Origin of the sequence: Myceligenerans pegani (assembly GCF_014892515.1) — a bacterium.
In the GTDB taxonomy this organism is placed as follows: Bacteria; Actinomycetota; Actinomycetes; order Actinomycetales; family Cellulomonadaceae; genus Myceligenerans; species Myceligenerans pegani.
This window is the reverse complement of record NZ_JADBGR010000018.1, coordinates 1-26,194: the sequence shown is the minus strand read 5'-3', so window position 1 is coordinate 26,194 and position 26,194 is coordinate 1. Positions and strand designations below refer to the sequence as shown.

The window sequence follows — 26,194 nt, the reverse complement described above, 5'->3', positions numbered from 1 at the left end:
GCGCATGAGCCAGACCGATGTGGTGGCCGAGTTCACCGAGATCACGGACGACGACGTCGAGGGCGTCGTCGCGCTGTGGCATGCCTGCGGCCTGACCCGGCCGTGGAACGACCCGCACCTCGACATCGCCGACGCCCGGAGCGGCCCGACGTCGACGGTCCTGGTGTTCCGGGACGACGGTGGTGCGCCCCGCGGCAACGCGGCCGACGGCGCTCCCGGGCGGGTGGTCGCCTCCGTCATGGCCGGGTTCGACGGGCACCGCGGGTGGCTGTACTACGTCGCGGTGGCACCGGACCGGCAGGGCGACGGTCTCGGCCGGGCCGCCGTGGCCGCCGGCGAGAACTGGCTCCGCGCCACCGGCGCGCGCAAGGTCCAGCTCATGGTGCGCGCCACGAACTCCGCCGTCGTCGACTTCTACGAGAGGCTCGGCTACACCGACCAGGAGACCACGGTCCTCGGCCGCTGGTTCTGATCAGCGACCGGTGTAGTTCGGTGCCTCGACCGTCATCTGGATGTCGTGCGGGTGGCTCTCGTGCAGCGACGCGGAGGTGATCCGCACGAAGCGGCCCTTGGCCTGCAGCTCCGGCACGGTCCGCGCGCCGGTGTAGAACATCGTCTGGTGCAGCCCGCCCACGAGCTGGTGCGCGACCGTGGCGAGCGTGCCCTTGTACGGCACCCGCCCCTCGACGCCCTCGGGCACGATCATGTCGTCGCTGGTCACCTCGGCCTGGAAGTACCGGTCCTTCGAGTAGGACTTCTTCCCGCGGGACGACATCGCACCCATCGACCCCATGCCGCGGTACGACTTGAACTGCTTGCCGTTGACCAGGATGGTCTCCCCCGGCGCCTCCTCGGTGCCGGCCAGCATCGAGCCGAGCATCACGGCCTCGGCACCCGCCACGATGGCCTTGCCGATCTCGCCGGAGTGCCGCATCCCGCCGTCGGCGATGACGGGCACGCCCGCCTCGCGCGCCGCCAGGGACGCCTCGTACACCGCGGTCACCTGCGGCACGCCCACGCCCGTGACGACGCGAGTGGTGCAGATCGAGCCCGGCCCCACACCCACCTTCACGGCGTCGGCCCCGGCCTCCACGAACGACTGCGCGCCCTCCCGCGTGGCGACGTTCCCGCCGATCACCTGCACGTCCCGGGTCGCCGGGTCGGTCTTGAGCCGCTTCACCATCTCCAGCAGCATCCGGACGTTGCCGTGCGCCGTATCCGCCACGAGCACGTCGACGCCCGCCTCGATCAGGGTGGTCGCTCGGGTCCAGGCGTCGCCGAAGTACCCGATCGCCGCGCCCACCAGCAGCCGGCCCTGGCCGTCCTTGGACGCGTGCGGGAACTGCTCCGACTTCACGAAGTCCTTCACGGTGATGAGTCCGGTGAGCCGGCCGTCGCCGTCGACGAGCGGCAGCCGCTCCACCTTGTTCTGCCGCAGCAGCGCCGTGGCGTCCTCGCGGGTGATCCCGTCCGGCCCGGTGACCAGGCCGCTGGAGGTCATGACCTCGTTCACCTTGGTGCTGGCCCACTCGGCGACCGGCGTGAACCGCAGGTCACGGTTGGTGACGATGCCGATGAGCCGGTTTCCGGCGTCGACCACGGGGAAGCCCGAGATCCGGTACTCGCCCGCGAGCTGGTCGAGCTCCTCGAGGGTCGCGTCCGGCCCGATCGTGACCGGATTCGAGATGATGCCCGTCTGCGTCCGCTTCACCATGTCCACCTGGAGCGCCTGATCCTCGATGGACAGGTTGCGATGCAGCACCCCGATGCCGCCCTGGCGGGCCATCGCGATCGCCATGCGCGACTCGGTGACGGTGTCCATCGCCGCCGACACCAGCGGCACGCGGAGGGAGATCTCCCGCGTCAGGCGGGAGGTGGTGTCGATGTCCGACGGGGCCAGGTCGGAATAGCCGGGAAGCAGCAACACATCGTCGTACGTGAGGCCGAGGAAACCGAACGGGTCGTGCGCTTGGGGTGCGGTGGGCTCCATGTCACGAGTCTACGTGGCGGGCACCCGCGATATTCCGCGGCCGGTGATCCGGGGCACGTCGCCTCCGTCACCCGGCCGCTCTGCGCCCCGCCGGGCCGCGCGCCCCATCGTTCTCACCTGAGGACGGCGAGCACCTCGTGGAGCAGGCCGTTGAACGACCGGACCCGCTGCACCGTGGGCCCGAGCGGGACGTCGCCCGCCGCGGCGTCCGCGCGCATCCCGACGAGGAGCGGCAGATCCGGGTACGCCTCGTGCACCGCGTGCACGACGTCGAGCGCCGGCCGGGTCTGCGTGGTCGCGAGGACGACGGCGGCCGGCCGCACCATGGTGACCAGCTCCACGGACCGGTGCGTGCTGGCCGGACCGGTGACGATCCGCGCCATCGTCCCCTTCGCCGCGAGCGACGCTGCCAGGGCGTGCGCCGGGAGGGGCACCAGCTCGTCCGGGGCGGCGAACACCAGCACGATCTTGCGCATCCGGCTCGGGTGGTTCGCGGGCGGCCCGCCCGCCTCGACGACCTCCCGCTCGAACTCCTCCGTGTAGGCCCGGAGGCTGGCCAGCGCGGCCGCCGCGAGCACCATCTCCGGCACCTCGCCCGGCCCCGCGAGCACGGTTCGCACCGCGACCTGGTCGAACGCCGGCTCGACGAGCTCCGTCCACCACACCGACGGATCGTCCTCGGGGCTGAGGCGCAACAGCGCGTCGCACGCGGTCCGGCTGTACTTGATCGCGGCGTCCACCAGCGCCGACACGCGGCTCGACCATGACGTACCGCCGACCGTGCGAGGCCTGCCGGGCTCCCGCTGCGTTCCTCCGCCTCCCGGCAGGGCACGCAGGTGGCCGCGGCGCGATCCCTCGTGCTCGGGATGCCCGCGCCCGTCCGAGGCGGGACCCGTCGCCGACGACGTCGGCCCGCCGGTTCCTGGGGCCGGTGCGCCCGGCCCGAGTTCCGCGTCGGGATCGCCCCCCGCACCGTCGCTCTCGCCCTCCGCCGCCGGATCGGACGACATCCCGCCGCCCTGCGAGAACTCCTCGGACTCGTCCGACTGGACCGTGGCGAGCTCCTCGTCGCTCGCCTCGATCGCGGCGCGGGCGGCATCGCCCGGCGCATGCCCCTCGAGCGTGAGACGCCGCATGACCAGCAGTCTTGCTACGTCATCGGGCGTGTACCGGCGGTGGGAGCCCGCCGTGCGGCCCGACGGGCCCAGCCCGTAGCGACGGTCCCAGGTACGCAGGGTCGCCGGCGCGACCCCGAGGCGTTTGGCCACTGCCGCGACGGCCAGCCCGGGGCTCGACGGGCGGGGCCCGCCCTGACTCTGGGCAGGCCGCGTCGATGTCATGAATCCGATTCTGCCGACCCACGCAAACGTTCGCCACCGATCCGCCCGGTGTGCCGCTTATCTCCGCATGTTTCAGGGCGATCCGGATCAAACCTTGTCACAGGTGGCGCGGTTCGCCATGAAGCGAATCGGTAGCGCTGGCGCAAAAACGCCCCTTGAACAACTTCTGCACAACTTGTAGGTTGTTCGCCATGACGGAGATCTCGAGACTCCCCGGCCCGGTCATGGAGCTGTGGGAGTGGCAGTACCAGGGGGCATGCCGCGACGCGGACGACACGCTGTTCTTCCACCCGGAGGGGGAGCGCGGGTCCACGCGCCGACGTCGAGCCGAAGCAGCCAAGGCCATCTGCCGGTCGTGCCCGGTGATGATGCAGTGCCGCGAGCAATCGTTGCGCGTGCGTGAGCCGTACGGAGTGTGGGGAGGTCTGAGTGAGGACGAGCGATCCGCGATTCTCGCGGGCAAGACTCACTCAGCCTGACCCGATTCCGCAATTCGTTGCACGAGCGCGCAGGAGACGGCCCACCGCCGCATCGTCCTCCTGCGCGCGCCGAGCGAGACGGTTGCCGCTGTGATCCGTCACGGCTGCCGCCCCGCTCACGGCCGGACGAACCGCGCCGGCCGGATGTACTCGTGACCGACCATCAGGGGTGGCCGGTCCACAGGGGACAGAGGCCGCGCCGGCACACCATCGCCGGCGCGGCCTCTGCATCGCATGGGCCCCGCACGCCGGAGCGTGCGGAGCCCATGCGGATGTGGCGCGGCTGCGTCAGCTCGCGACCACGGCGAGGATGTCGCGGGAGGAGAGGACCAGGTAGTCCTCACCCGCGTACTTCACCTCGGTGCCGCCGTACTTGGAGTACAGGACCTTGTCGCCCACGGCGACATCGACCGGCACACGGTTGCCGTTGTCGGCGATGCGGCCCGGACCCACGGCCAGGACCTCGCCCTCCTGGGGCTTCTCCTTGGCGGTGTCCGGGATGACCAGGCCGGAAGCGGTCGTGGTCTCGGCCTCGAGGGCCTTGACGACGATCCGGTCCTCGAGCGGCTTGATGGGGACCGACACGTCGGACCTCCTCTTTCTGCGAGCAGATCAAAGATCAGCTACGTTGACGGGTTTGCTCGAGCGTTCGGCGGGCCGCCGTCGTCGCGGGTGCCGGCGGGCACGGAACATCTCGTGGCATCGCCGCGGCGGCCCGTGGGCCGTACGGCGATGACACCCCAAATCTAGGTCGGGGCTAGCACTCGGTCAAGGCGAGTGCTAGATCGGTGGGGCTCCGTGGGTGGGGCGGGGCTCCTCGAACGAAGCGGAAACCGTCCCAATAGAGAAAAATCTTCCCCTGACTCTCGCCATGAGCAGGGAACACATGGAAAGATCTGCCCATGGATGCGGCGATTCTGAGCAAACTTCTCAGCCCTGATGGTCGGGCTCTGCTTGGTGCACTCCCGCCCTACGACGAGCGATCCGCCATGCGCACCTCCACGAAACTTCGTGAGCAAGGTGTCGCTCCCGACCTCGCGGCGGCCGCCCTCACCCAGTCCCGCCTGCGCGGCAAGGCGCGGACCAAGTTCGGCGAGCTCGCCGAGCAGATGCTGTTCACCGCCGACGGCCTCGAGCAGGCCACGCGCCTGCGCGTGGCCTCGCTGCACGCCGATCGCTTCACCTCCGCCGGCGTCAACCACATCGCGGACCTCACCAGTGGCATCGGTGCGGACGCCATGGCGTTCGCCGGGGCCGGCCTCCGCGTCCTGGCCACGGACGTCGACGAGGTCACGGCGCGGATCGCCGCCTGGAACCTGCGGCAGTTCCCCGAGGCGGAGGCCCGCCATGCCGACGGCCTCGCCCTCGACCTGCGCGCCGAGGACATCGACGGCGTCTACGCCGACCCGGCACGCCGCACGCGCGGTCCCGGCGGCGGCCGCCGCATCTTCGATCCGCGCGCCTACGAGCCGTCCCTGGACCGCGTGTTCGCGCTGCGCGACGTCGTCGCCGCCCTGGGCATCAAGGTCGGGCCCGGCATCCCCCACGAGGGCCTGCCCCAGGACGCCGAGGCGCAGTGGGTCTCCGTCGACAACGACGTCGTCGAGGCCGGTCTGTGGTTCGGCCCGCTCGCGCCCGAGGGCCCGGGACGCAGCGCGCTCGTGGTGCGCACCGCCGTCGACGGCGACGGCAAGGAGCACACCCGCACGCGCGTCCTGCGCGCCTCGGATCACCCCGACGGCGCGGCGCTCGAGGCACCCACCGGCGCCGTCGGCCAGTACCTCTACGAGCCCGACGGGGCCGTCATCCGGGCCGGACTCGTCGCGCACGCCGCCGCCGAGCTCGGCGGGCGGCTCATCGACCCCACGATCGCCTACGTCACGACGGACGCCCCCGCTCCCCTGCCCGCCGGCTCCGTGCCCGCTGCCGCCGGGCCCGCGCCGATCGCGACCGGCTACCAGGTGCTGGACACGCTCCCGTTCGGGCTCAAGCGGCTCAAGGCGTACCTGCGGGAGCGGAACGTCGGGCAGCTGACCATCAAGAAGCGCGGCACCGCCGTCGTCCCCGAGCAGCTGCGCAAGCAGCTCGTCCTCACCGGGACCGAGGAGGCGACGATCGTGCTCACGCGGGTGGCCGGCGCCCAGACGGTCCTGCTCGTCGAGCCGCTCCGGGGCGGGGCATGACCGGCCCCGCGCCCGTGCCGTTCGGCACGTCCCGGCGGTCCAGCATCGGCCTCGAGTGGGAGGTCGGGCTGGTGGACGTCGGTACCGGTGCGATGTCGCAGGTCGCACCGCAGGTGATCGAGGAGCTGTCGCCCGAGGGCACCGATCCCCGGATCAAGCCCGAGCTGCTGCGGAACACCGTGGAGGTCGCCACGGGCGTGTGCGCAGACGTGGGCGCGGTCGGGACCGAGCTCGGCGAGCTGCTCGACCGGGTCGCCGCTTCGGCCGGCCGCCGCGGCGCCCGGGTGATCGGCGGTGCGATGCACCCGCTCGCACGCTGGGAGGACCAGCTCGTCACCGACAAGGAGCGCTACGCGCGCCTGGTCGACCGCATCCAGGTGTTCGTGCGGCAGCTCGTGACCTGGGGCCTGCACGTGCACGTCGGCGTCGAGCACCGCGACAAGGTGCTCGCGCTGGTCCAGGGCATGCTCACCTACGCGCCGCACCTCCAGGCGCTGTCGGCGTCGTCGCCCTACTGGGGCGGCATCGAGACGGGGTACGCCTCCACCCGCGCCATGCTGTTCCAGCAGATCCCGACGGCCGGACTGCCCCACCCGTTCACGGAGTGGCACGAGGTGGAGTCGTACGCCGAGGACATGCGCCGGGTGGGCGTGGCGAAGGAGTTCAACGAGATCCACTGGGACGTCCGGCCGTCGCCGTCGTACGGGACGATCGAGGTCCGCATCTGCGACGCGCCGACGAACGTCACCGAGGCGCTGGCCCTGGCCGCCCTGACGCACTGTCTCGTGGAGCACCTGTCCACGGAGCTGGACCACGGCAGGGAGCTGCCGAGGCTGCCGCTGTGGTACGTCAAGGAGAACAAGTGGCGCGCGGCGCGCTACGGCATGGACGCGACCGTCATCACCTCGGCCGACGGCGACCAGCTCCCGGTGGCGGACGCCGTCGCGAAGGTGCTGGTCGAGCTCGAGCCGACGGCCGAGCGGCTGGGCTGTCCCGAGCAGCTCGCCACGGTCGCCGACATCGTCCGGGGCGGCTCCTCCTCCCAGCGGCAGCGCGCCGTGGCGGAGGCGTCGGGCGGCGACCTGGAGGTGGTCGTGCAGTCGATGCTCGCCGAGATGGAGGCCGGCCGTCCCCTCCCCCGCTACGGGACCGCCGCCTGACCCGCGGGCGAGGGGGCGGGTCAGAGGATCTGCGCGACCTCGTCCAGGGCCAGGCGGGGAAGGCGCGGGTGTTCCGTGCCCTCGCCCTCGGTCAGGCCCGCGGCGATCATCATGAACGACCGGTAGCCGGAGTCGGCGAAGAACTCGGCGTCCACGCCGTCGAAGTCCATCCCGTTCATCGGGCGGAGCGACAGGCCGACGGAGCGCAGGGCGACGATCAGGTAACCGGCCTGGATCAGCGCGTTCGTCCGTGCCATGCCGTCACGCGCCTCGGTGTCGGGCGCGAGCTGCTCCCTGATCCCCGGGTAGACGGGGAAGAGCCGCGGCATGTGCTCGTGGAAGCCGGCGTCGTGGGCCAGCACGAGCGTGGCGGGAGCGGCCTCGACCTTGGGCCGGTTGCCGTCGGGCAGGTACCGGAGCAGCCGGGCCTTCGCGTCGTCCGAGCGCAGGACGACGAAGCGCAGGGGCAGCGTGTTCATCGCCGTCGGGCCGAACTTGGCCAGGTCCCACGCGGCCCGGAGGTGCGCGTCGGTCACCTCGGCGTCGGTCCACTCCGTGACGGAGCGTGCGGTGCGGAACAGGCGGTCGGCGGTGGCGTCGTCGATGGCGAGCGGCGCGGCGGCCTCGAGTGTTTCGGTCATGCAGCGCGCAACACCGCCGGGGCGCGAGATAGTTCAATATTCAATCGTGATTCCCCGCACACGGCGGTGTCAGCACCGCGTTCCGGGCGCGATCGGGCGGTCCACGCGGCCTAGGCTGGCCCCATGACCTCTTCCGGTGAGCCGCTCGTCCTCGGCATCGAGTCCTCCTGCGACGAGACCGGTGTGGCCCTCGTCCGCGGCAACGACCTGTTGTTCGACGCCGTCGCCTCCTCCATGGAGGAGCACGCGCGCTTCGGCGGGATCATCCCGGAGGTCGCCAGCCGCGCCCACCTCGAAGCGATGATCCCCACGATCGAGCGCGCGCTCGGTGAGGCCGACGTCGACCTCACCGAGGTGGACGCGATCGCCGTCACCGCGGGCCCCGGTCTGGTCGGTCCGCTGACCATCGGGGCATCCGCCGCGAAGGCACTGTCGATCGGCCTGAACAAGCCGCTGTACGGGGTGAACCACGTCATCGGGCATGCCTGCGTGGACCAGCTCGTCGACGGCGAGTTCCCCGACCGGGTCATGGCCCTCGTCGTCTCGGGCGGTCATTCCTCCCTGCTGCTCGTGGACGACGTCGCCACCGACGTCACGGAGCTGGGTTCCACGCTCGACGACGCGGCCGGCGAGGCCTTCGACAAGGTGGGCCGCCTCCTCGGCCTCCCCTACCCGGGCGGCCCGCACGTCGACCGGCTCGCACGCGAGGGCGATCCGACCGCGATCCGGTTCCCGCGCGGCCTCACCGCGCCGAAGGACCAGGAACGGCACGCGCACAACTTCAGCTTCTCCGGCCTGAAGACCGCGGTCGCCCGCTGGATCGAGGCCCGCACCGACGCCGGGCAGGCCATCCCGGTCGAGGACGTGTGCGCATCGTTCGCCGAGTCCGTCGCGGACGTGCTCACCGCCAAGACCATCGCGGCGTGCCGGCGGCACGACGTCGACACCCTCGTCATCGGCGGCGGGTTCTCCGCGAACTCGCAGCTTCGCGAGATGGCCGCGAAGCGCTGCGCCGAGGCCGGTATCGAACTCCGCATCCCGCCGATCCGCTACTGCACGGACAACGGCGCGATGATCGCCGCCCTGGGCTCGGCGGTGGTCCGCGCGGGCGTCGCGCCGAGCACCCTGGACATCCCGGTCGACTCGTCCATGCCGCTGGAGACGATCACGGTCTGACGGATCGGGCGGAGTCGCCCGGTCGGCATCAGCGGGCGGAGTCGCCCGTTGCCACCTCGCGGGTGGGGTCGTTGGACCACTGGGACCAGGAGCCCGGATACAGGGCTGCCTCGACACCGACCGCCGCGAGCGCCGCGACCTCGTGCGACGCCGTGACGCCGGAGCCGCAGTAGACGCCGACGGCGGCCGGCCCGCCCGGATCCTCGCGCGGACCGTCTGCCCGGCCCGCGAGCGCCCCGTCCGCCCGGCCCGCGTGCGACACGGCGGCCTCAACCGCGTGCACGCCCAGTTCGGCGAATCTCGCCCGCAGCGTCGCGTCGTCGAGGAACCGCCCGTCCTCACCGAGGTTTCCGGTGGTGGGGGCAGACAGCGCGCCGGGGATGTGTCCGGCCTGCGGGTCCACGGGCTCGACCTCGCCCCGGTACCGCTCCGCGGCGCGCGCGTCCAGCAGCACGCCGTCGCCGTCCGCCAGCGCGGCGGCGTCGTCGGCGTCGAGCACGGACATGCCGCCGGGCCGGACGACGACGTCGCCGGGCTCGGCGGTCACGGTGCCGACCTCGAGCGCGTGTCCGGCCGCGACCCAGGCGTCGAGGCCGCCGTCGAGGATGCGGACGTCGTCGAGTCCGAACCAGCGCAGCAGCCACCAGGCCCGGGCGGCGGAGGTGCCGCCGACGCCGTCGTACACGACGACGCGCGAGTCCTGCCGCACGCCCCACCGGCGGGCGGCCTCCTGGAAGCCGGCGGCGGACGGCAGCGGGTGGCGCCCGGCGGACGGCGAGGCGGGCGCGGCGAGCTCGGTCTCCAGGTCCACGTACACCGCCCCGGGAAGATGCCCGGCGCGGTACCGCTCCACGCCGTCGGTCATCCCGAGCGCCCAGCGCACGTCCAGCAGCACGGGCGCCCCCTCCCGGGGATCCCCGTGCGTCCCGCCCGTGACCTGCAGATCCGCCGCCAGCTCGGCGGCGCCGATCAGCACCCGTTCTCTCATGTGCGTCCTTTTCTTCGTGGTGGGCCGGCGTGATCGGCCCGTTGTCGTGAAGTCGGTCGCTCGGGGAGCCGACTTCATGACAACCGACCGATCACGCTCGATGTTCGGGGGCCGGCCGGGTCGACATGGCGCGGCGGTGGTCGGCGGTCAGGCGGCGTTGCCGTCGTCCGTGGCGGTGCGCGGCTCGGTGCGCAGGTCCAGGCGCATCGTGTAGGCGTCCTTGTCCTCCGGCTGGTAGTAGCGCTTGCGCACGGCCAGCACCTCGAAGCCGAAGCGGCGGTACATCGCGAGGGCGGGCTCGTTGTCGACCCGCACCTCGAGCAGCACGGCCTCCGCCTTGAGCTGCCTCGCGCGCTCGATCAGCGCGTCCAGGAGCAGGCGGCCGACGCCGCTGCGCTGGTAGTTCCGGGCGACGCCGATGGTCATGACCTGGGCGTCGTCTCCGTCGAACCAGAGGCCCGCGTAGCCGATCACGGGATCGGGTCCGATGGTGCCGGGCTCGTCCACGGTGGCGACGATGTACCAGCGCCCGAGCCCGGCGAGCTCGTCGGCGAGCATCCCGTAGGTCCAGGCACCGGACCCGAAGAGGTCGCGTTCCAGCCACAGCACGCGATCGAAGTCGGAGCTGCGCAGCGGGCGGATCTGGAACTCGGGCATATCACCAGGATAAAACGCGCCTACCCCAGGGCCGGGGACTTTCGCGTGGCGGGTTCCTGCACGTCCGGCCGTCGCAGGTACAGGGGCTCGGTCGGCAGGTCGGCCCCGGCGTCGCGGCGCGCGAGCGCCAGCCGGGCGAGCGCGGTCGCGTCGGGCAGGAGCGGGGCGTCGTCGTCGATCGGCAGGACGTCGGGATACAGGGCGGCACCCTCGCCGACGACGACGGTGCGGGTGGCGTCCGGCCCTGCCGGTGCACCCGGCGCGCGGGTCGCCCCTTCCGGTACGACCGCCGCTCCCGTCCCGTCGCCGAGCACGGCCGCCGCCGTTCCTCCGGCCGTCGCGACCAGGGCACCGAGCTGCGCTTCCGCGACCGCCGCGGCCCTGCCGACGTCGGGTCCCGCGACCGTCTCGACCACCGGCACCCCGTGCGGCCCCTCGTGCGCGACGACGCGGTACCGCGCCCAGTAGACCTCCTTGCGCCGGGCGTCCGTGGCGACCAGCACCTCGTCGTCGGGGTTCAGCCCGAGGTCGCTCACCGCCTGCGCCGCGAGCGCGTCGACGCTCGGCACGCCGAGCACCGGGATGCCGAGGGCGAGCCCCAGTGTCCGGGCCGTGACGAGACCGACCCGCAGCCCGGTGAACGGCGCGGGCCCGGTCCCGGCGACGACGGCGGTCAGCGCGGCCCGCTCGACGCCGGCGTCCTTCAGCACCTGGGTGATCAGCGGGGCGAGGGACTCGGCGTGCCGCCGCCGCTCGTCGGCCGAGAGCGCGGCGAGCCGGCCGCCGGTCTCGCTCACGAGCGAGACGGTCACGGCGGCGGAGGTGTCGATGGCGAGAACAGGCACGAACCAAGCCTAGTTCGACGGCGGCCCTCCCCGTGGCAGGCACGGCCCCTGCCGCCGGGCGGCGCGGCGGCGCGATCGAGGGGTCTGCTCTCGGCCGCGCCGCCGTGCTCCGCGACGTGCGGATCAGATGACGTGCGGATCAGAAGTCGTCGGGCGTGCGAATGCGATCGCGGATCCAGAGGCCGGCCTCCTTGAGGCTGCCGGTGCCGTACGACCCGGCGGCGCAGCTGCCCGGCGTGAGGACCGCGCCCGAGCGGTGGTCGTCGGAGAAGTTCCAGTTGACCCAGCTGATCTTCTTCGTGGCGGCCAGGTCGAGGTACCGCTGGGCCATGGCGAAGTCGTTGGCTCCCTCGCCCGCGGAGTTCTGGGTCCCGAACTCGGTGATGAACATCGGGATCCGGTCGGCGGCGCGGGACAGCGTGTTCAGGTACTCCTGGCCGTGCGACGCGGCATAGAAGTGGAACGTGTACATCACGTTCGAGGCGTCGACCGGGTCGTTCACGACCTCGGACTCGTCCGAGCCCTCGGACTCGCCCAGCGAGGACCAGGCACGCGTGCCCAGGAGGACGACGGCGTCCGGGTCGTGCGCACGGATCACCGGGACGATCTGTTCGTGGTAGCTCTTGATGGTCTGCCACGACACGCCGTGGGGCTCGTTCGCGACCTCGTAGATGACGTTGTTCTTGCCGCTGTGCCGCTCGGCGACGGCGGTGAAGAACGTCCTGGCGTGCTCCAGGTTCACGTTCGGGTCGCCCGGGTCGAGCATGTGCCAGTCGACGATCGCGTACATGCCGCGCGCGGTGAGCATGTCGATGTAGCGGTGCACCAGGTCGGTGAACCGCTCCGGGTCGGTCTCGTAGCCGCCCTCCTGCACGTAGGTGGAGATCCGCACGACGTCGGCGTTCCAGTCACCCGCGAGGGTGTCCAGCGAGGCGTCGTTCACGCACTGGGAGAACCACTGGGTGCCGTGCGTGCTCATGCCGCGCAGCTGGATCCGTGTGCCGTCCTCGTTGCACAGGCCGGTGCCGCACACGTGGAGCTGGCCGTTGGCCGCGACGGGCGTGCCGGGGTCCGGGTCGGGCCCCGGCTCCGTCGGGGTCGGTGTGGGTGTCGGATCGTCGGTCGGATCGGGGTCGGGACCGCCGTCGCACGTGCCGTCGTGCGTCCAGAGCGCCGGTGTCGACGCCGGGTCCCAGCCCGTGCCGGGGTACGCCGTATGGGTCGTGGTCGCGGTGTAGCCGCTGCCCTGGTAGGTGACCTGGTCGCCGGCGCGGTAGCTCGTGCCCTCCGCCCAGGCGGGTGCGGAGCAGTTCACCGCGAACGCGGGGACCACCAGGCCGGGAACGACCGCCGCCCCCAGCGCCAGCATCGCGGCTGCCGCGACCGCGACGAGTATCGAGCTGCGACGGATGACCACGTGAAACCACCTCGGTTCGTGTCCGGAGCCGGAGCAGGCCGCGGCTGTGCGGCCTGCTGGTCGTCGGACGCTAACAAGGCGCGTGGCCGGGTGGGTATGCGGGATTACCACACGCCGGCTGCACGCGATCACGCCATTTCGCGCGTTGGTTGCGCTCCCACCACGCAGAACGGCGTGGTCGGCGCCGGGCGTGCGACTTGTCGGGCCGGCCGCTCACAGGCGCAGGTCGGCCCAGCGCTCCCCCACGCCGCGGATCGTCGCGCGGCGCACGCCGGAGTCCGGGTCGTCCGGGTCCGGTTCGCCGCCGCGCGGCCGGGCCAGGTCGATCTCCAGCCGGTCCTCGGTGAGGGCCTCCGCGAGGCCGCGACCCCACTCCACGACGGTCACCGACTCGTCCAGCGACGAGTCGAGGTCCAGCGCGTCGAGCTCGTCGAGGCCGCCGAGCCGGTAGGCGTCCACGTGCACGAGCGCCGGCCCGCGTGTGCCGTCCTCACGCGGCAGCGGCGGGTGCTCGCGGGCGATGATGAACGTCGGCGACGCGACCTGCCCGCGCACGTGCAGCCCGCGGCCGAGCCCCTGCGTCAGGGTCGTCTTGCCCGCACCGAGGTCACCGGTGAGGATCACCAGGTCCCCCGCCCGCACCAGCCCGGCGAGCTCCGCGCCGAACGCGCGGGTCGCGTCGGCGTCGGGAAGTTCCCGGGTGATCGTCTCCGTCGTCGTCCCGTTCACGACCATGTTCCCTTTCCGGCGAGCGCGCCGAGGCCGGCGGCGTCCGCCCCCACGTCCTGCGCGCCGACGTACACGCGCGGCATGCGCGCGGCGACGCGAGTGACGATCTCGTAGCTGATGGTTCCCGCCGCCTGCGCCCAGTCCTCGGCGTTGGGCGCACCGGCGTGCTCGACGCCGTCGGACTGCCCGAACAGGGTGACGACGTCGCCCGCCTGCTCGGACGCGTACGGGCCGAGGTCGACCATGATCTGGTCCATGCACACCCGGCCGGCGACCCGCACGACGCGCGCCGCCCCCGGCCCGGCCTCGCGGGAGGCGACGTCGTCCACGCCGCCGCCGACCAGGACCGGACCGCCCGGTCCGAGCGCACCGCCGCTGGCGTGCCGCGGGATACCGTCCGCGTACCCGAGGGGGATCACGCCGAGGGTGGTGTCCTGCGACGTCGTGTAGTGCAGCCCGTACGAGACCCCGCTGCCGGCCGGGACGCGCTTCACGGTCGCGAGCCGCGCCTCCACGGTCATCGCGGGCCGCAGCCCGTACGTGCTCGGGACGCTGATCTGCGGCACGGGCGTCAGGCCGTACATCGCGATGCCGGTGCGCACGAGGTCCCACGCCGTGTCGGGCCGGGTGAGGGTGGCGGCGGAGTTGGCGAGGTGCCGCACCTCGGGCGCGAAGCCGGCGCGTTCGACGGCGGTCACGGTGTCTTCGAACGCCTTCGCCTGGGCGTCGATGCTGGGGTGGCCGGGCTCGTCGGCGCAGGCGAAGTGCGACATGACGCCCGTGATCTCGACCAGGCCGCGCAGCTCGGCGGCGCGCCGGAGCACGGCGGGCAGGTCGTCCAGGGTGATGCCGTTGCGGCCGAGCCCCGTGTCGACCTTGAGGTGGACGCGCGCGGGCCGTCCGGCGGAGCGGGCGGCGTCGGCCGCCGCGTCCAGCCCCCAGGGCGCCGCCACGCCGAGGTCGATGTCCGCGAGCAGCACCTCCTCCAGCGGAGCGCCCGGTGCGTAGAGCCAGGTGAGGACGCGCGCGTCCGCAGGCGTGACGCCGCCCTGCCGCAGCCGTAGCGCCTCGCCGACCTGCGCCGCCCCGAGCCAGGTCGCCCCGCCCGCGAGCGCCGCCCGGGCGACGGGCAGCAGCCCGTGCCCGTAGGCGTCGCCCTTGACCACGGCCATGAGGGCGGCGCCCGTGGCAGCACGGCGCAACGCCACGACGTTGTCGCGGATGGCGGTCAGGTCGACGACGGCGCGCGCGGGGTACTCGGGGTCGAACCCGGGGACGGCGCCGAGGGGCGGGGTGGTGCTCACGAGGGTGATTCTCCCACCGGATACGGTGAGGCGTGCGCTCGCCCTTGCCCGTGCGTGACGGGCTGAATCCCACGCGGCTCGTGCTGCCGCACGATCCGGTGACCGTCGCCCGGTACCCGACGTCGTACGCCTGGCTGCTCGACCGGTTCCCCGACGACGGCGCCCGCCTGCGGGAGAAGGTCGCCGCGGGCGAGGTCGTGACCGGGGGCGGGGCGCCGATCACCCCGGACACCCCGTACGAGCCGCGCGGATTCCTCTTCCTGTACCGCGACCCGCCGTCGGACGAGCCGGACATCCCCTTCGAACCGGAGGTCCTGCACCGCGACGACGACCTGCTGGTGGTCGACAAGCCGCACTTCCTCGCCACGATGCCGCGCGGCCGCTGGATCCGGAACACCGTGCTGGTGCGCCTGCGTGCGGCGCTCGACCTGCCGGAGCTCAGCCCGGTGCACCGGCTCGACCGGCCCACGGCCGGGGTGCTCGTACTGACGGTCCGGCGCGAGGTGCGCGGCGCGTACCAGCTGCTCTTCCAGGAGCGGAGGGTGCGGAAGGTCTACGAGGCGGTGGCGCCGCTCCCGCGGCTCGTGTCCGTGGACGACGGCGGCCGTGGCACGGCGGGCACGCACGACGCGGCGGACGGCTCGTCGTCGGACACCGATCTGCTGCACCGGCTCGCGGACGGGCAGGCCGTCACGGTGCGCTCGCGGATCGTGAAGCATCGCGGGACGGCGCCGGCACAAGAGGTTCCGGGCGAGCCGAACGCGGAGTCGCGAGTCACACTCGTCGCCCGCGACGAGGCGCGCGGCCTGGGCCTGTACCGCCTCGAGCCGCACACGGGGAAGACGCACCAGCTCCGCCTGCACCTGGCGTCGCTCGGCGTTCCGATCCTGCACGACCCGTTCTGGCCCGTGCTCCGCGAGGACGCCCCGGACGACTTCGACCGGCCGCTTCAGTTGTTGGCACGCTCGGTGGAGTTCCGCGACCCGCTGAGTGGGGCTCCTCGCCGCCTCGAGTCCCGCCGCTTGCTCCGCGAGTTCCGGGAACCGTAGGAGCCCACCCGGTCTCCCTGGGCCTGTGCCCGACGTCGTGTCGTGCGCCCGCCCTCGCGCGCCGCGGGACCTGAGCCCCGCGGCGCGCGAGGGCGACATCAGCTCGCCGCGACGGCCAGCCAGCTCAGCACCGGTGCCTCGGTGCCGCCGTCGTCGGCGACGCGGAACGTCACGACGGTCTCCTCGGGCAGCGTGAAGCTGCCCGTCAGCACCTCGGAGCGGCCGTTGCTGCCGTGCGGGAACGCCACCGAACCCAGCGGCACGGAGTGCGACGCGCCGTCGCTCCCGGTCCACGAGACGGACGTCGCCATGCGGCGCGACCGTCCGTCGCCCGGGTTCCACCACTCGGTGTGGCCGGACGAAAGCGTGTACTCCCCGGCCGGGAGGGTGAGCCGGTAGTCGAGCGGCTGTGCCGTGCCCGACGTGTAGTGGCCGGTCTCGCGCGTCTTGTCGTAGGGATTGGTCTGGAGCGGCCCCTTGCCGGAGTAGGGCGCCGTGCGGCCCCAGCCGGCGTCGTCGGACCACAGGGCGTCGGGGGCGCCGTTACGGAGCCCGTCGCCGTGGGCGTCGGCGTGCGCCCGGATCGCGGGGTACGCCGCGCCGCCACCGACGGCCGGGGCGTTGGCGTCGACGAAGTACACCAGGTCTTCCGGCACGACCTCGACGATCGTCGAGACCCGCAGCGACGGGTCGTTCCTGAACGTACCGTCCACGCGGACCATGGAGTACGGCTCGTCGAACGCGCCCTCGGGCACGAACCAGTCGACCGCGGCGTAGATGGTCGTCCCGGCCTCCGACGTCGCGGCCACCGTCGCGGGCAGATCGGGCGCCTGCCCGACGGCGGTCGCCGCGCGCGAGACCGGCTCGACCAGGGCGACCGGTCGGTCCTCCGGCGAGACCTTGCGGACCTTCGCCCCGCCCGACAGCACGTCGATGCCGTCGAGCGTGAACGTCCCGCTGACCACCCGCACCGTCACGGTGTGCCGCTTCTGCTGCAGGCCGCGCAACCAGTACGACGTCTCGCGCGTGCCGGCGGCACCCACCTGCTCGGTCCGCGGCGCGCGCCCGTCGATCTCGACCTCGACCGTCGCCGCGCCCGTCGCACCGAACAGGTTCAGGCCCGTGCCCGTGAAGTTGAGCTCGACCGACTGGCCCTCCGAGAGCACGTGCAGGGTCCGGTTGAAGTGGGTGAAGCTCGACTGCGCGAAGCGCGCGCCGTCGGGGTAGGACACGCGCGCGTCCGAGTCGTCCAGCTTCTCGGACTTCCACGCCTGGCCCCTGATCGGCGTGATCGCGAGGTCGTCGTACCGCGTGTTGTAGAAGCCGCTGACGAGCGAGACGCGGCCCGCGAGCACCGGGTTGGCCGCCGGGTCGACCCACTGCTTCAGCAGGTCACCGTCCAGTCGCGCGGTGATGACGTTCTCGCGCGCCTGGACCGACAGCGTGTGCCACTCGTCGGCGTCGAACCCGTCCAGCGTCCCCGACGCGACGACGGTGTCGAGCTTGCGCAGCTCCCACCGGCCGTCGGCGTGGACACGCGTCGCGTAGGTCGCCTGGTCGCCGCCGCGCGCGTACACCTGCCGCACGCCGAGACCGGCGAAGTTCGGCAGGCTCGCGTCCCGCACCACGTCGTCCAGCCGGAAGTCGATCTTCGCGGTGTAGTCGGCCCACCGGTGGTCGCCCAGCACGGTCGACGGCGTGGCGGACTGCAGCACGTCCTGCCGCCCGTCGCCCCACACGTTCCACGTGAAGCCGCGGTTCTCGGCGTGGATCTGCTGCTGCAGCACGTTGTTGCGGTGCCACCAGCGACCGGTCCGCATCACCTCGAACGCGCCGTCCTGGTCCGCCGTGTACCGCGGCATCCCGCCGCGGCGCTCCACGTACGACATCCGCTCCCCGCCGACGACGGTCTTCCGGTAGCCGCGGTACTCGAAGTCGTCGCGGTAGGGCAGCCCGAGGATCTCGTCCTCCGCCTCGGACGCGTAGTCGCCCGGCGTGTACTCCCGCGTGGTGCCGTCGACGCCGCGCCGCAGGGTGGACAGGGTCAGGATCGAGTACGGCTCGACCTTCACGCGGTAGACGTCGTGCTCCGTGCCGTCGATCGTCTCGGTGCGCACGGGTGCGTAGTGGCCGATGTTCTGGAAGTAGTCGGCGTCGTACGCCTCGCCGGCCTCCGGGCCCGTGGTCTCCCACGCGTGGAGCGGTCGGCCGCCCTCGCCCAGATCGGCGACCTTGACCTCGAAGTACCGCGGCGTCGCGGTGTTGTTGGCATGCACCTGCGTGAACTCCGGCTCGCCGGCGGCGCTCTCCGGGGTGCGCAGAGTCATGACGGTGCGGGTCGAGGTGTCGACGTTGGTGCCGCCGTCGCCCTTGGTCCCGTCGCCGCCGGTGGCGCCCTCGATGTACTCCCAGCCGTGCTCCGCGAACTGGTGGAAGTGGCGCACCGTGGAGATGCCGATGTCGCCCTCCCAGTAGCCCGACCACGGGTCCGACGCCCGGATCAGGTGCTTGGGCGAGTACTGCTGGCCCTCGTACATCGCGCTGACGGCCGGCTGGAACAGGAACGTGGTCATGTGCGCGGGGTCGTCGCCCGCCCCGCTCCACCGGTAGGCGTTGATGAAGCGGTCCGCGATGTCGACGGCGCCGACCGTGCCGCCGATCCCGCCGCGCGCGGGCTCGGCGTTCACCCGGTACTGCGGGTCGATCATCGGCGCGACGCCCTCGGAGTACAGGATCGGCTTGCCGAACTCCTTGTTGAGGCGCGTGACGTTGGGGCCGCCCACGATGTCGTAGTGGTAGCCGAGCGCGTCGACCTGCTCGAGCGCCTCGGGGTCCGCGAGGATCTTGCCGGCGATCCGGTCGCCCTCGCGGTAGGAGTCGAGCGCGACGATCTTGATCTTCGAGTAGTCGAAGCGGGCGTCGTCGGCGGCCGCGTCGCGCTCGAGCCACTTCGCGAACTGGACGGTCCAGTCGAGCTCGGCGTCCTGGTAGGTGTCGCGGCGCACCTCGTTCTGCGACGGGCTCACCCAGCCGAGCTCGACGCCGTAGGTGTCGTACGCGGCGTCGATCGTCTCCTTGTACCACTGGTAGCGCTTGGTCCAGTCGTTGCCGGTCCACGACGGCTCGGCCCAGCGGAGGACCTCGGTCTCGATGTCCGGGTTGATCGACAGCGCGTCGGCGATGAAGTGGAAGCCGGCGCCCCGCAGCACGTTGGCCGGCTCGTCGGCGCTGCGCTTGGTCGCCGGTTCCGCGCCCGACGACGTGTTCGAGTCCGCGCCCAGCTCGACCTTGATGTGTGCGAGGCCCGCGCCGTCGACCGGGTCGAAGAGCAGGCGCATGATCGACCAGTAGGCGTCCGGGTTCTCCTCCTTGTAGTCGAGGAGCAGCTTGCCGGTGTTGTTGCAGGACACCGAGCCGAAGCCACCGAACACGTTGTAGGGCGTGCCGTCCGCACGTCGTTCGACGTCGTCGCCGTCGACGACGAGCTCGCGCCAGTCGATCGACGGGTCGTCGATGCGGAGCTCGGGGCCGGCGCCCGAGCCGGGTGCGGTGCCGGTGGTCGCGACGGCCGACGGCGTGCCGGTGGCCGTGGTCTGCGTGGCGGCGGCCGATGGGGACAGCAGGCCACCCGCGGCGAGTGTGAGGACTGCGACCGCAGCGGCGGGCCTGCCCCTGCGGCGATGGGGACGTGACATGAGTGCTCTCCGTCGTCTTTGACTGGTCTGGCGCGGAGAGCGGCGATCATCGGTGATCGTTTCTGATCGCATATCGGGAACCCTGCTCGCTCTCCCGATCAGAAAGTAGGCCGTCGTGACCGTTCCGGTCAACAGAATGATCGATAGTGATCGCTTCGACGCGCAGGCGCGGTCCGTCCGAGAGATGGTGGGCCGGACCGGCGTCGCCCCGTCTCGGCGAAGTTGACAGCCGGATCCGGGCGTCCGCTACTCTCGGGGCGCATCAGCGTCTCGTGCGCCCGGACATCGCCGTCCGGACCGGCGCACCGGCCCTCAATGACGAAGGACCCCGGAACACGATGCACCTCACCCGAAGAACGACCGCGACATTCGCGACGACCACCCTGCTCGGCACGGCCCTGGCCGCATGCGCCGCCGGCACCGGCGACGCCACCCCGTCCATCGACACCCACCAGGACGTGGCCGTCTACACGTGGTGGTCCACCGGCGCGGAGAACGAAGGCCTGAACACCCTGGTCGAGGTGTTCGAGAAGCAACATCCGGAAATCGATTTCGTCGACGACGGTGTCACGGGCGGTGGCGGCGGCGCGGCCAAGGAGCATCTGCAGTCGCGCCTGGAGAACCAGGACCCGCCCGACACGTTCGTCGCCCACGCGGGCGCGGAGCTGCAGGACTACATCGAGCAGGGGTACATCCAGGACGTCTCCGGCCTCTACGAGGAGTTCGGGCTGACGGACGTGTTCCCGGAGGGCCTGATGGAGCTCCTCGCCACCGACGACGGGAAGATCTACTCGATCCCCTCGAACATCCACCGGGCGAACGTCATGTGGGTGAATCCTTCCGTGCTTGCGGAAAACGATATCGACCCGTCTGGCCGGTACGACGGCATCGACGACTTCATCGCCGACCTGGAGAAGCTGAGGAAGGCCGGGATGGAGGCGCCGCTGGCGGTCGGCACGACGTGGACGCAGGTCCACCTCTTCGAGACCGTGCTGCTCGGAAGCCTCGGCGCCGAGGCGTACACCGGCCTCTGGGAAGGCACCACCGATTGGAACGGCCCCGAGGTGACCGCGGCGCTCGAGGACTTCCGGACCATCCTGGGGTACACCAACACCGACCGCATGGACCTCGACTGGGACCTGGCGACCCAGCGGGTCATCGACGGCGAGTCCGCGTTCAACGTCATGGGGGACTGGGCCGTGAGCGGTTTCGACAACTCGAACCAGGAGTTCGGCGAGGACTATCTCGCGGTCCCCTCCCCGGGGAGCGCCGGCACGTTCGACTTCCTCGCCGACTCGTTCACCCTGTCCGCCGGGATCCTGGACGAGGACAGCGCGAAGGCCTGGCTGGAGACCATCGGGTCCAAGGAGGCCCAGATCAGGTTCAACAAGGTCAAGGGAGCGATCCCGGCCCGCTCGGACATCGACGAGAACGAATTCACCGAGTACCAGAAGATGGCGATCAAGTCCTTCCAGGAGGACACGATCGTCTCCTCGATGGCGCACGGAGCCGCGATCCCCGTCGCCCATCTGAACGCGATCACGGAGGCGACGACGCGGTTCAACCGCCAGGTGCAGGAGGACGGAGGCGACATCGCGGCCTTCCAGGCCGAGCTCGCGGCGGCCGCCTCCGGCTAGGTGGGCCCGACCACCGATCCGGTTACGGACCCGAGCCCCCCGATGCCAGGATGGACGCATGAGCCTCTACGACATTCCCTTCCGGCGGATGGACGGCAGCGAGACCACGCTCGCCGACCACGCCGACGACGTCGTCCTCGTGGTCAACGTCGCGTCCCGGTGCGGCCTCACCCCGCAGTACACGGCGCTCGAGAAGCTGCAGAAGACCTACGCCGAGCGCGGGTTCACCGTGATCGGGTTCCCCAGCAACCAGTTCTTCCAGGAGCTCAGCAGCAACGAGAAGGTCGCCGAGTTCTGCTCCACGACGTACGGCGTCACCTTCCCGGTGGTGGACCGCATCAAGGTGAACGGCCGCAACACGCACCCGCTGTACGCCGAGCTGAAGAAGACCGCCGACGCGGACGGCCATTCGGGCCGCGTGCGCTGGAACTTCGAGAAGTTCCTCGTCCTGCCGGGCGGGGAGGTGCGCCGCTTCACCCCGCAGACGGTCCCGGACGCCCCGGAGGTCGTCGAGACGATCGAGTCCCATCTCCCCCGCTGACCCGGTCACGAGGCTTCCGTCGCCGGCACGAGCCTGCCGCGCCCCGCTCCCGGGCGTTGCGCGGCAGGCTCGTGGTCGGGACGGACCCTCGCACGAGAGGGGCGCCTACTCGGCCGGCGGTGGGCTGCCGTTCACGTCCTCGCGCTCCGGTGGGACGTCGGGCCGCGTGGCTGTGACGTCCCGCGGGATCATCGTGAAGCCCTGCCAGTGGGAGTCCATCGGGCTCTGGTCCTCGTCCCGCGGCACGTGGTGGAACCCGACCGCGACCCAGGACACGACGTCGTCCAGTTCCTGCTGGTCCGAGACGTAGTCCGGGACGCCGCGACCGCAGTGCCCGTCCCGGTTCGCGGTCGCGAACAGCTCGCACTCCTTCGCCTGGGTGAACGCGATGTCGTAGCCGCCGTGCTCGTGTCCGTCGTCGCGCGTGAACGTGAACGACGACGACGCGCCGAGGTCGATCTCGTAGCTGACCGGGTGGCCGTCGTCGTTGAGGCGCTCGGGATTCACCACGCGCCACCAGCGGCGGTTCTGCATCGTGCGCGTGTCCTCGCGGCCGATCCGCTCCAGCCCGCCGGACACCACCCGGGACCTCGGCCCCATCTCGCCGGTGTTCTCGGCGTCGTACTGGTCGACGCGTTGCCCGCCCCGGCCGTCGAGCGCCCAGTGCACCTTCCACACCACGTTGTGGGAGTGGCTGGCCGCGTGGTCGTGGTCGCCCTCGCCGATGGCCCAGCCGTGCGCGTCGTCGGTGTAGTCCGCCGGTGAGAGGTCTCCGGTGGCGCCGAGTTCCGGGGTGATCGACCCGTCCGCGCCGAACGTGTACTGCGTGACGTACTCGTACCAGCCCACCTTCGACACGGTCGACAGCCGCAGGTCCGTCCGCCGTTCCACCAGAGACTCGGCGCCGGGCTCGTCGCCGGTCGCGTGGTAGGCGATGCCCCCGTCCACCGTTTCCCGGCAGAGCACCTCGCGCGTCTCGACACCGCCGACGCTGCCGTCGCCGATCACGGGCAGGTCCGCCGTCACGCGTTCCCCGCCGCACGACCGCTCGTTGAGCGTCAGCATCGATCGCCCGCCGAACCCCTGCGCCGTGATGTCCTCGGTGTTGCGCAGGCCGGTGTCGTACGGCACCTCGAGCTGCCCGATCGTGAGCGAGGCGAGTACCTGCATCGGCTCGTGGCCGGCCGGGGCGAAGCTCACGTTCTCCAGGACCAGGCCGGTGTTGTGGTCGACGCGCCAGCACATCGTCCAGGTCGAGCCGCTGCTGAGGGTCTGCGCGATCGGCTCGCTCCCGGCGCAGTCGGGCTCCTCGACCGTCGACGACGACACCGACGCACCTCGCGGCACCTGCTCGCCCCCCGTGGTGGGCCCGGCTGAGACCACCAGCAGCGTGACGACCACCGCCGCGATGGCGACGAGGCACACCGCCATCACCGCCACGATCCCCCGCTGACCCCGCCACGACCGCCGTCGTGCACTGCTCTGATCCGGCACCCTGCTACCCCCTGAAAGTCGCTGGTGAGACCCCCTGCCTCCACGATCTTCCGGCACGGACCGGCCCGGCGCGACTTGCGTCACGCCGGGCCGGTCCCGCTATCTCGAGGTAGCCGGATCGCTGACCGGCGCGCGGTCAGCGATCCGGCCGGTTCGTCATCGGCGAGCCATCACCTGCCTCCGCCGGATCAGCACCGCACCCGCTGCGAGCAGCAGGAACGACATCGCCGCGAGCATCGACGCGTCCGATCCGGTCGCGGCGAGCTGTCCGCCGCCGTTCCCGTTGCCGGACGTGCCGTTGCCGTTGCCGGACGTGCCGTTGCCGTGCCCGTTGCCGTCACCGTTGTCGCCGTCGCCGGAGCCGTTACCGTCCCCGTTGCCGCCGTCACCGTTGCCGTTGCACTCGCAGTCGCCATCTCCGTTGCCGTCTCCGTCGCCGTTGCCGTCGTGCACGACGACCTCGAAGCCGGCGATGGCGTGGTCACCGTGGACCGTGCTGGTCGCGATGCCCAGGTGCGGGCCGGCGGAGAAGCCGGCCGGAACCGTGAAGGTCCAGCTGACGACGCCGTCCGAGTCCGCCGCCTTGCCCGGGAGGGCGATCGGCGACGAGTGGATCATCCCGACGACGACCTCACCGGCGTCGAAGCCCGACGCGTAGAACGTCTGGCTGTCCCCCGGCTCGACCGTGCCGTGCTCGAACCACGCGTCCAGCGCACGAGCGACACCCTCCGGACCGCAGACCGCGATCGGCACCGAGGCACCGTCGCTGCCGTCCTCCGGCGTGGCGATGATCTCGTGCAGACCCGGGTCCGAGCCCTCCGGCACCGTGATGGTCACCTGGAACCCGCACTGGTCGTTCACCGTGACCATGACCGGGTCGCCCAGGGGCTCCCCGTCCGGACCGTGGAGCTGCAGCTCCACCTCGGTACCGGCCTCGAAGCCCATGCCGGTGACGAGCACGTCGTCGCCGACCGTCACGACCTCGGTCGTGGCGAACAGGGCCGGGTTGGAGCAGGCGTCGCCGCCTCCGCCGTCCCCGTCGGTCACCGTCAAGGCGTCCTCCGCCGGGGTACCGGTGGTGTCGTCGGTGCCGACGACGGTGTAGTCACCCGGCTCGGCGTCCTCCGGAACCATGAGCGGGATGGTGAACATCCCGTTCTCGTCCGTCGGAACGTCCTCGATCGGGTCACCCACCGGGTTGCCGTCGGCGTCGACCAGCTGCACGGTCACGGTGCTGTCGGGCGTGTAGCCCTCACCGGTCACGTCAGTGGTCCCACCCGGAGCAACCTCGTCCGGATCCACCGTGAGGGTCGGGTCGATCTCACCCGGACCACCGTCACCATCGGTCACCGTCAGCGCGTCCTCCGCCGGGGTGCCCGTGGTGTCGTCGGTGCCGACGACGGTGTAGTCGCCCGGCTCGGCGTCCTCGGGGACACACAGGTCCACGGTGAACGCACCGGTCTCGTCGGTCTCGGCCACGATCGGGTCGCCCACGGGGTTGCCGTCGGCGTCCGTCAGCTGGACCGTCACCGTCGAGTCCGGCGTGTAGCCCTCACCGGTCACCTCGGTGCAGTCACCCGCAGCGACCTCGGACGGGTCGACCGCCAGCGTCGGGTCGATCTCACCCGGACCACCGTCACCATCGGTCACCGTCAGCGCGTCCTCCGCCGGGATACCGGTGGTGTCGTCCGTGCCGACCACGGTGTAGTCACCCGGCTCGGCGTCCTCGGGAACGGTCAGCGGCGTGGTGAACACGCCGTTCTCGTCCGTCGGAACATCCTCGATCGGGTCACCCACGGGGTTGCCGTCGGCGTCGACCAGCTGGACCGTCACCGTCGAGTCAGGCGTGTAGCCCTCACCGGTCACGTCAGTGGTCTCACCCGGAGCGACCTCGTCCGGATCCACCGTCAGCGTCGGGTCGATCCCGTCCACCGGCGTCACCGTCAGCGGCGTGTCCGCCGCGATGCCGGTGGTGTCGTCGGTGCCGATGATGGTGTACTCGCCCGGCTCGGTCTCCTCCATGATGACGGCGGGAAGCACGAAGCTGCCCGTCTCGTCCGTGGCGGCGGTGACCGGGTCACCGACGGGGTTGCCGTCGGGGTCGACCAGCTGGATCGTCACCGTGCTGTCGGGCGTGTACCCGTCACCGATGATGTCCGTGGTGTCGCCAGGCGCCACCACGTCCGGGTCGGCGACGATCGTCGGGTTGATCCCCTCGACCGGGGTCACGGTCAGCGGAGTCTCGGCCGGCGTACCGGTCTCGTCGTCCGTACCGATCACCGTGTAGTCACCCGGCTCGGCGTCCTCCGGAACACACAGGTCCACGGTGAACGCGCCGTTCTCGTCGGTCTCGGCCGTGATCGGGTCACCCACCGGGTTACCGTCGGCATCCGTCAGCTGCACCGTCACCGTCGAGTTCGGCGTGTAGCCCTCACCCGACACCACCGTGCACTCACCCGGAGCAACCTCCGTCGGGTCCACCGTGATCGACGGCGTGATCCCGTCCACCGGCGTCACCGTCAGCGGGGCCTCAGCCGGGGTACCCGTCGTGTCGTCGGTACCGATCACCGTGTAGTCACCCGGCTCGGCATCCTCCGGAACACACAGGTCCACGGTGAATGCACCCGTCTCGTCCGTCGGAGCGGTGATCGGGTCACCCACCGGGTTCCCGTCGGCGTCGGTGAGCTGGATCGTCACCGTGCTGTCCGGCGTGTAGCCCTCACCGGTCACCACCGTGCACTCACCCGGAGCGACCTCGGACGGGTCGACCGTGATCGTCGGCTCGACAGGAGCCGGCGTCACCGTCAGCGGAGTCTCCGCCGGCGTACCGGTCTCGTCGTCCGTACCGATCACCGTGTAGTCACCCGGC

At 71.7% G+C, this 26,194-nt stretch carries 21 protein-coding genes; 8 read left to right on the top strand and 13 right to left on the bottom strand.

The annotated features are described in order from the left end of the window. Positions 1–4 precede the first annotated feature (4 nt). On the top strand, positions 5–472 hold the full coding sequence (locus tag IIE03_RS01250; RefSeq protein ID WP_192860914.1) for a GNAT family acetyltransferase: 468 nt from the start codon (positions 5–7) through the stop codon (positions 470–472). Here the strand turns inward: IIE03_RS01250 and guaB are convergent, their stop codons facing one another. Beyond that, complete coding sequence (gene guaB, locus IIE03_RS01245; RefSeq protein WP_192860913.1) at positions 473–1,990, bottom strand: IMP dehydrogenase; 1,518 nt, start codon at positions 1,988–1,990, stop codon at positions 473–475. Between the two features lie 113 nt (positions 1,991–2,103). Continuing rightward, positions 2,104–3,330, bottom strand: a complete 1,227-nt coding sequence (locus IIE03_RS01240; protein ID WP_192860912.1) for a MerR family transcriptional regulator — start codon at positions 3,328–3,330, stop codon at positions 2,104–2,106. Positions 3,331–3,521: 191 nt separating this feature from the next. On the opposite strand from IIE03_RS01240, the gene IIE03_RS01235 reads away from it, so the two are divergent. Further along, on the top strand, positions 3,522–3,809 hold the full coding sequence (locus IIE03_RS01235) for a WhiB family transcriptional regulator (protein ID WP_192860911.1): 288 nt from the start codon (positions 3,522–3,524) through the stop codon (positions 3,807–3,809). A gap of 288 nt (positions 3,810–4,097) precedes the next feature. Here the strand turns inward: IIE03_RS01235 and groES are convergent, their stop codons facing one another. Continuing rightward, on the bottom strand, positions 4,098–4,394 hold the full coding sequence (gene groES, locus IIE03_RS01230; protein ID WP_192860910.1) for a co-chaperone GroES: 297 nt from the start codon (positions 4,392–4,394) through the stop codon (positions 4,098–4,100). Between the two features lie 317 nt (positions 4,395–4,711). Between groES and IIE03_RS01225 the strand changes: the two genes are divergently transcribed. Next, positions 4,712–5,992 (top strand): class I SAM-dependent methyltransferase, encoded by a 1,281-nt coding sequence (locus IIE03_RS01225; RefSeq protein ID WP_192860909.1) that lies wholly within the window; start codon positions 4,712–4,714, stop codon positions 5,990–5,992. Beyond that, positions 5,989–7,152: a glutamate--cysteine ligase gene (locus IIE03_RS01220; protein WP_192860908.1), complete on the top strand. Its 1,164-nt coding sequence runs from the start codon at positions 5,989–5,991 to the stop codon at positions 7,150–7,152. The genes IIE03_RS01225 and IIE03_RS01220 overlap by 4 nt, the downstream gene beginning before the upstream one ends. Before the next feature lie 20 nt (positions 7,153–7,172). Here IIE03_RS01220 and IIE03_RS01215 read toward each other — a convergent pair whose 3' ends face one another. Beyond that, positions 7,173–7,793 (bottom strand): malonic semialdehyde reductase, encoded by a 621-nt coding sequence (locus IIE03_RS01215; protein ID WP_192860907.1) that lies wholly within the window; start codon positions 7,791–7,793, stop codon positions 7,173–7,175. A 123-nt stretch (positions 7,794–7,916) separates the two neighbouring features. On the opposite strand from IIE03_RS01215, the gene tsaD reads away from it, so the two are divergent. Beyond that, the gene (tsaD, locus tag IIE03_RS01210) at positions 7,917–8,969 is read left to right on the top strand and encodes a tRNA (adenosine(37)-N6)-threonylcarbamoyltransferase complex transferase subunit TsaD (protein ID WP_192860906.1); all 1,053 of its coding nucleotides are present in this window, start codon (positions 7,917–7,919) and stop codon (positions 8,967–8,969) included. 28 nt (positions 8,970–8,997) lie between these two features. On the opposite strand, the gene IIE03_RS01205 is transcribed toward tsaD, so the two are convergent. The 6 genes from IIE03_RS01205 to alr all read right to left on the bottom strand — a co-directional run bounded on the left by IIE03_RS01205 (position 8,998) and on the right by alr (position 14,909). Next, on the bottom strand, positions 8,998–9,957 hold the full coding sequence (locus IIE03_RS01205) for a sulfurtransferase (RefSeq protein ID WP_192860905.1): 960 nt from the start codon (positions 9,955–9,957) through the stop codon (positions 8,998–9,000). Positions 9,958–10,104: 147 nt separating this feature from the next. Continuing rightward, on the bottom strand, positions 10,105–10,614 hold the full coding sequence (gene rimI / locus IIE03_RS01200; RefSeq protein ID WP_192860904.1) for a ribosomal protein S18-alanine N-acetyltransferase: 510 nt from the start codon (positions 10,612–10,614) through the stop codon (positions 10,105–10,107). A gap of 20 nt (positions 10,615–10,634) precedes the next feature. After that, positions 10,635–11,459, bottom strand: coding sequence for a tRNA (adenosine(37)-N6)-threonylcarbamoyltransferase complex dimerization subunit type 1 TsaB (gene tsaB / locus IIE03_RS01195; protein WP_192860903.1), 825 nt, complete (start codon positions 11,457–11,459; stop codon positions 10,635–10,637). A 139-nt stretch (positions 11,460–11,598) separates the two neighbouring features. Next, positions 11,599–12,876: a cellulase family glycosylhydrolase gene (locus tag IIE03_RS01190; RefSeq protein ID WP_318842728.1), complete on the bottom strand. Its 1,278-nt coding sequence runs from the start codon at positions 12,874–12,876 to the stop codon at positions 11,599–11,601. A 213-nt stretch (positions 12,877–13,089) separates the two neighbouring features. Then, on the bottom strand, positions 13,090–13,605 hold the full coding sequence (gene tsaE / locus IIE03_RS01185) for a tRNA (adenosine(37)-N6)-threonylcarbamoyltransferase complex ATPase subunit type 1 TsaE (RefSeq protein WP_318842727.1): 516 nt from the start codon (positions 13,603–13,605) through the stop codon (positions 13,090–13,092). Then, the gene (gene alr / locus IIE03_RS01180; RefSeq protein ID WP_192860901.1) at positions 13,602–14,909 is read right to left on the bottom strand and encodes an alanine racemase; all 1,308 of its coding nucleotides are present in this window, start codon (positions 14,907–14,909) and stop codon (positions 13,602–13,604) included. Before alr ends, tsaE begins: the two co-directional genes overlap by 4 nt. A gap of 32 nt (positions 14,910–14,941) precedes the next feature. On the opposite strand from alr, the gene IIE03_RS01175 reads away from it, so the two are divergent. Then, positions 14,942–15,958, top strand: a complete 1,017-nt coding sequence (locus tag IIE03_RS01175) for a pseudouridine synthase (protein ID WP_318842726.1) — start codon at positions 14,942–14,944, stop codon at positions 15,956–15,958. A gap of 98 nt (positions 15,959–16,056) precedes the next feature. On the opposite strand, the gene IIE03_RS01170 is transcribed toward IIE03_RS01175, so the two are convergent. After that, positions 16,057–19,653: a hypothetical protein gene (locus tag IIE03_RS01170; RefSeq protein ID WP_225997076.1), complete on the bottom strand. Its 3,597-nt coding sequence runs from the start codon at positions 19,651–19,653 to the stop codon at positions 16,057–16,059. Between the two features lie 338 nt (positions 19,654–19,991). Between IIE03_RS01170 and IIE03_RS01165 the strand changes: the two genes are divergently transcribed. Together IIE03_RS01165 and IIE03_RS01160 are read left to right on the top strand one after the other, a co-directional pair. Further along, positions 19,992–21,290, top strand: a complete 1,299-nt coding sequence (locus tag IIE03_RS01165) for an ABC transporter substrate-binding protein (RefSeq protein WP_192860900.1) — start codon at positions 19,992–19,994, stop codon at positions 21,288–21,290. 58 nt (positions 21,291–21,348) lie between these two features. Then, entirely contained in the window at positions 21,349–21,831 is a 483-nt protein-coding gene (locus tag IIE03_RS01160) for a glutathione peroxidase (protein WP_192860899.1), read from the top strand. A gap of 105 nt (positions 21,832–21,936) precedes the next feature. Here IIE03_RS01160 and IIE03_RS01155 read toward each other — a convergent pair whose 3' ends face one another. Continuing rightward, positions 21,937–23,262, bottom strand: a complete 1,326-nt coding sequence (locus IIE03_RS01155; RefSeq protein WP_192860898.1) for a copper amine oxidase — start codon at positions 23,260–23,262, stop codon at positions 21,937–21,939. 219 nt (positions 23,263–23,481) lie between these two features. Further along, the coding region (locus IIE03_RS01150) for a MucBP domain-containing protein (RefSeq protein WP_192860897.1) at positions 23,482–26,194 on the bottom strand (2,713 nt) is incomplete at its 5' end.

What these genes read in the sequence shown, in the direction of transcription:
- IIE03_RS01250 (WP_192860914.1), top strand. Translation starts at nt 5, where the DNA reads ATGAGCCAGACCGATGTGGTGGCCGAGTTCACCGAGATCACGGACGAC.
- guaB (WP_192860913.1), bottom strand. Translation starts at nt 1,990, where the DNA reads ATGGAGCCCACCGCACCCCAAGCGCACGACCCGTTCGGTTTCCTCGGC.
- IIE03_RS01240 (WP_192860912.1), bottom strand. Translation starts at nt 3,330, where the DNA reads ATGACATCGACGCGGCCTGCCCAGAGTCAGGGCGGGCCCCGCCCGTCG.
- IIE03_RS01235 (WP_192860911.1), top strand. Translation starts at nt 3,522, where the DNA reads ATGACGGAGATCTCGAGACTCCCCGGCCCGGTCATGGAGCTGTGGGAG.
- IIE03_RS01225 (WP_192860909.1), top strand. Translation starts at nt 4,712, where the DNA reads ATGGATGCGGCGATTCTGAGCAAACTTCTCAGCCCTGATGGTCGGGCT.
- IIE03_RS01220 (WP_192860908.1), top strand. Translation starts at nt 5,989, where the DNA reads ATGACCGGCCCCGCGCCCGTGCCGTTCGGCACGTCCCGGCGGTCCAGC.
- IIE03_RS01215 (WP_192860907.1), bottom strand. Translation starts at nt 7,793, where the DNA reads ATGACCGAAACACTCGAGGCCGCCGCGCCGCTCGCCATCGACGACGCC.
- tsaD (WP_192860906.1), top strand. Translation starts at nt 7,917, where the DNA reads ATGACCTCTTCCGGTGAGCCGCTCGTCCTCGGCATCGAGTCCTCCTGC.
- IIE03_RS01205 (WP_192860905.1), bottom strand. Translation starts at nt 9,957, where the DNA reads ATGAGAGAACGGGTGCTGATCGGCGCCGCCGAGCTGGCGGCGGATCTG.
- rimI (WP_192860904.1), bottom strand. Translation starts at nt 10,614, where the DNA reads ATGCCCGAGTTCCAGATCCGCCCGCTGCGCAGCTCCGACTTCGATCGC.
- IIE03_RS01170 (WP_225997076.1), bottom strand. Translation starts at nt 19,653, where the DNA reads ATGTCACGTCCCCATCGCCGCAGGGGCAGGCCCGCCGCTGCGGTCGCA.
- IIE03_RS01165 (WP_192860900.1), top strand. Translation starts at nt 19,992, where the DNA reads ATGCACCTCACCCGAAGAACGACCGCGACATTCGCGACGACCACCCTG.
- IIE03_RS01160 (WP_192860899.1), top strand. Translation starts at nt 21,349, where the DNA reads ATGAGCCTCTACGACATTCCCTTCCGGCGGATGGACGGCAGCGAGACC.
- IIE03_RS01155 (WP_192860898.1), bottom strand. Translation starts at nt 23,262, where the DNA reads ATGGCGGTGTGCCTCGTCGCCATCGCGGCGGTGGTCGTCACGCTGCTG.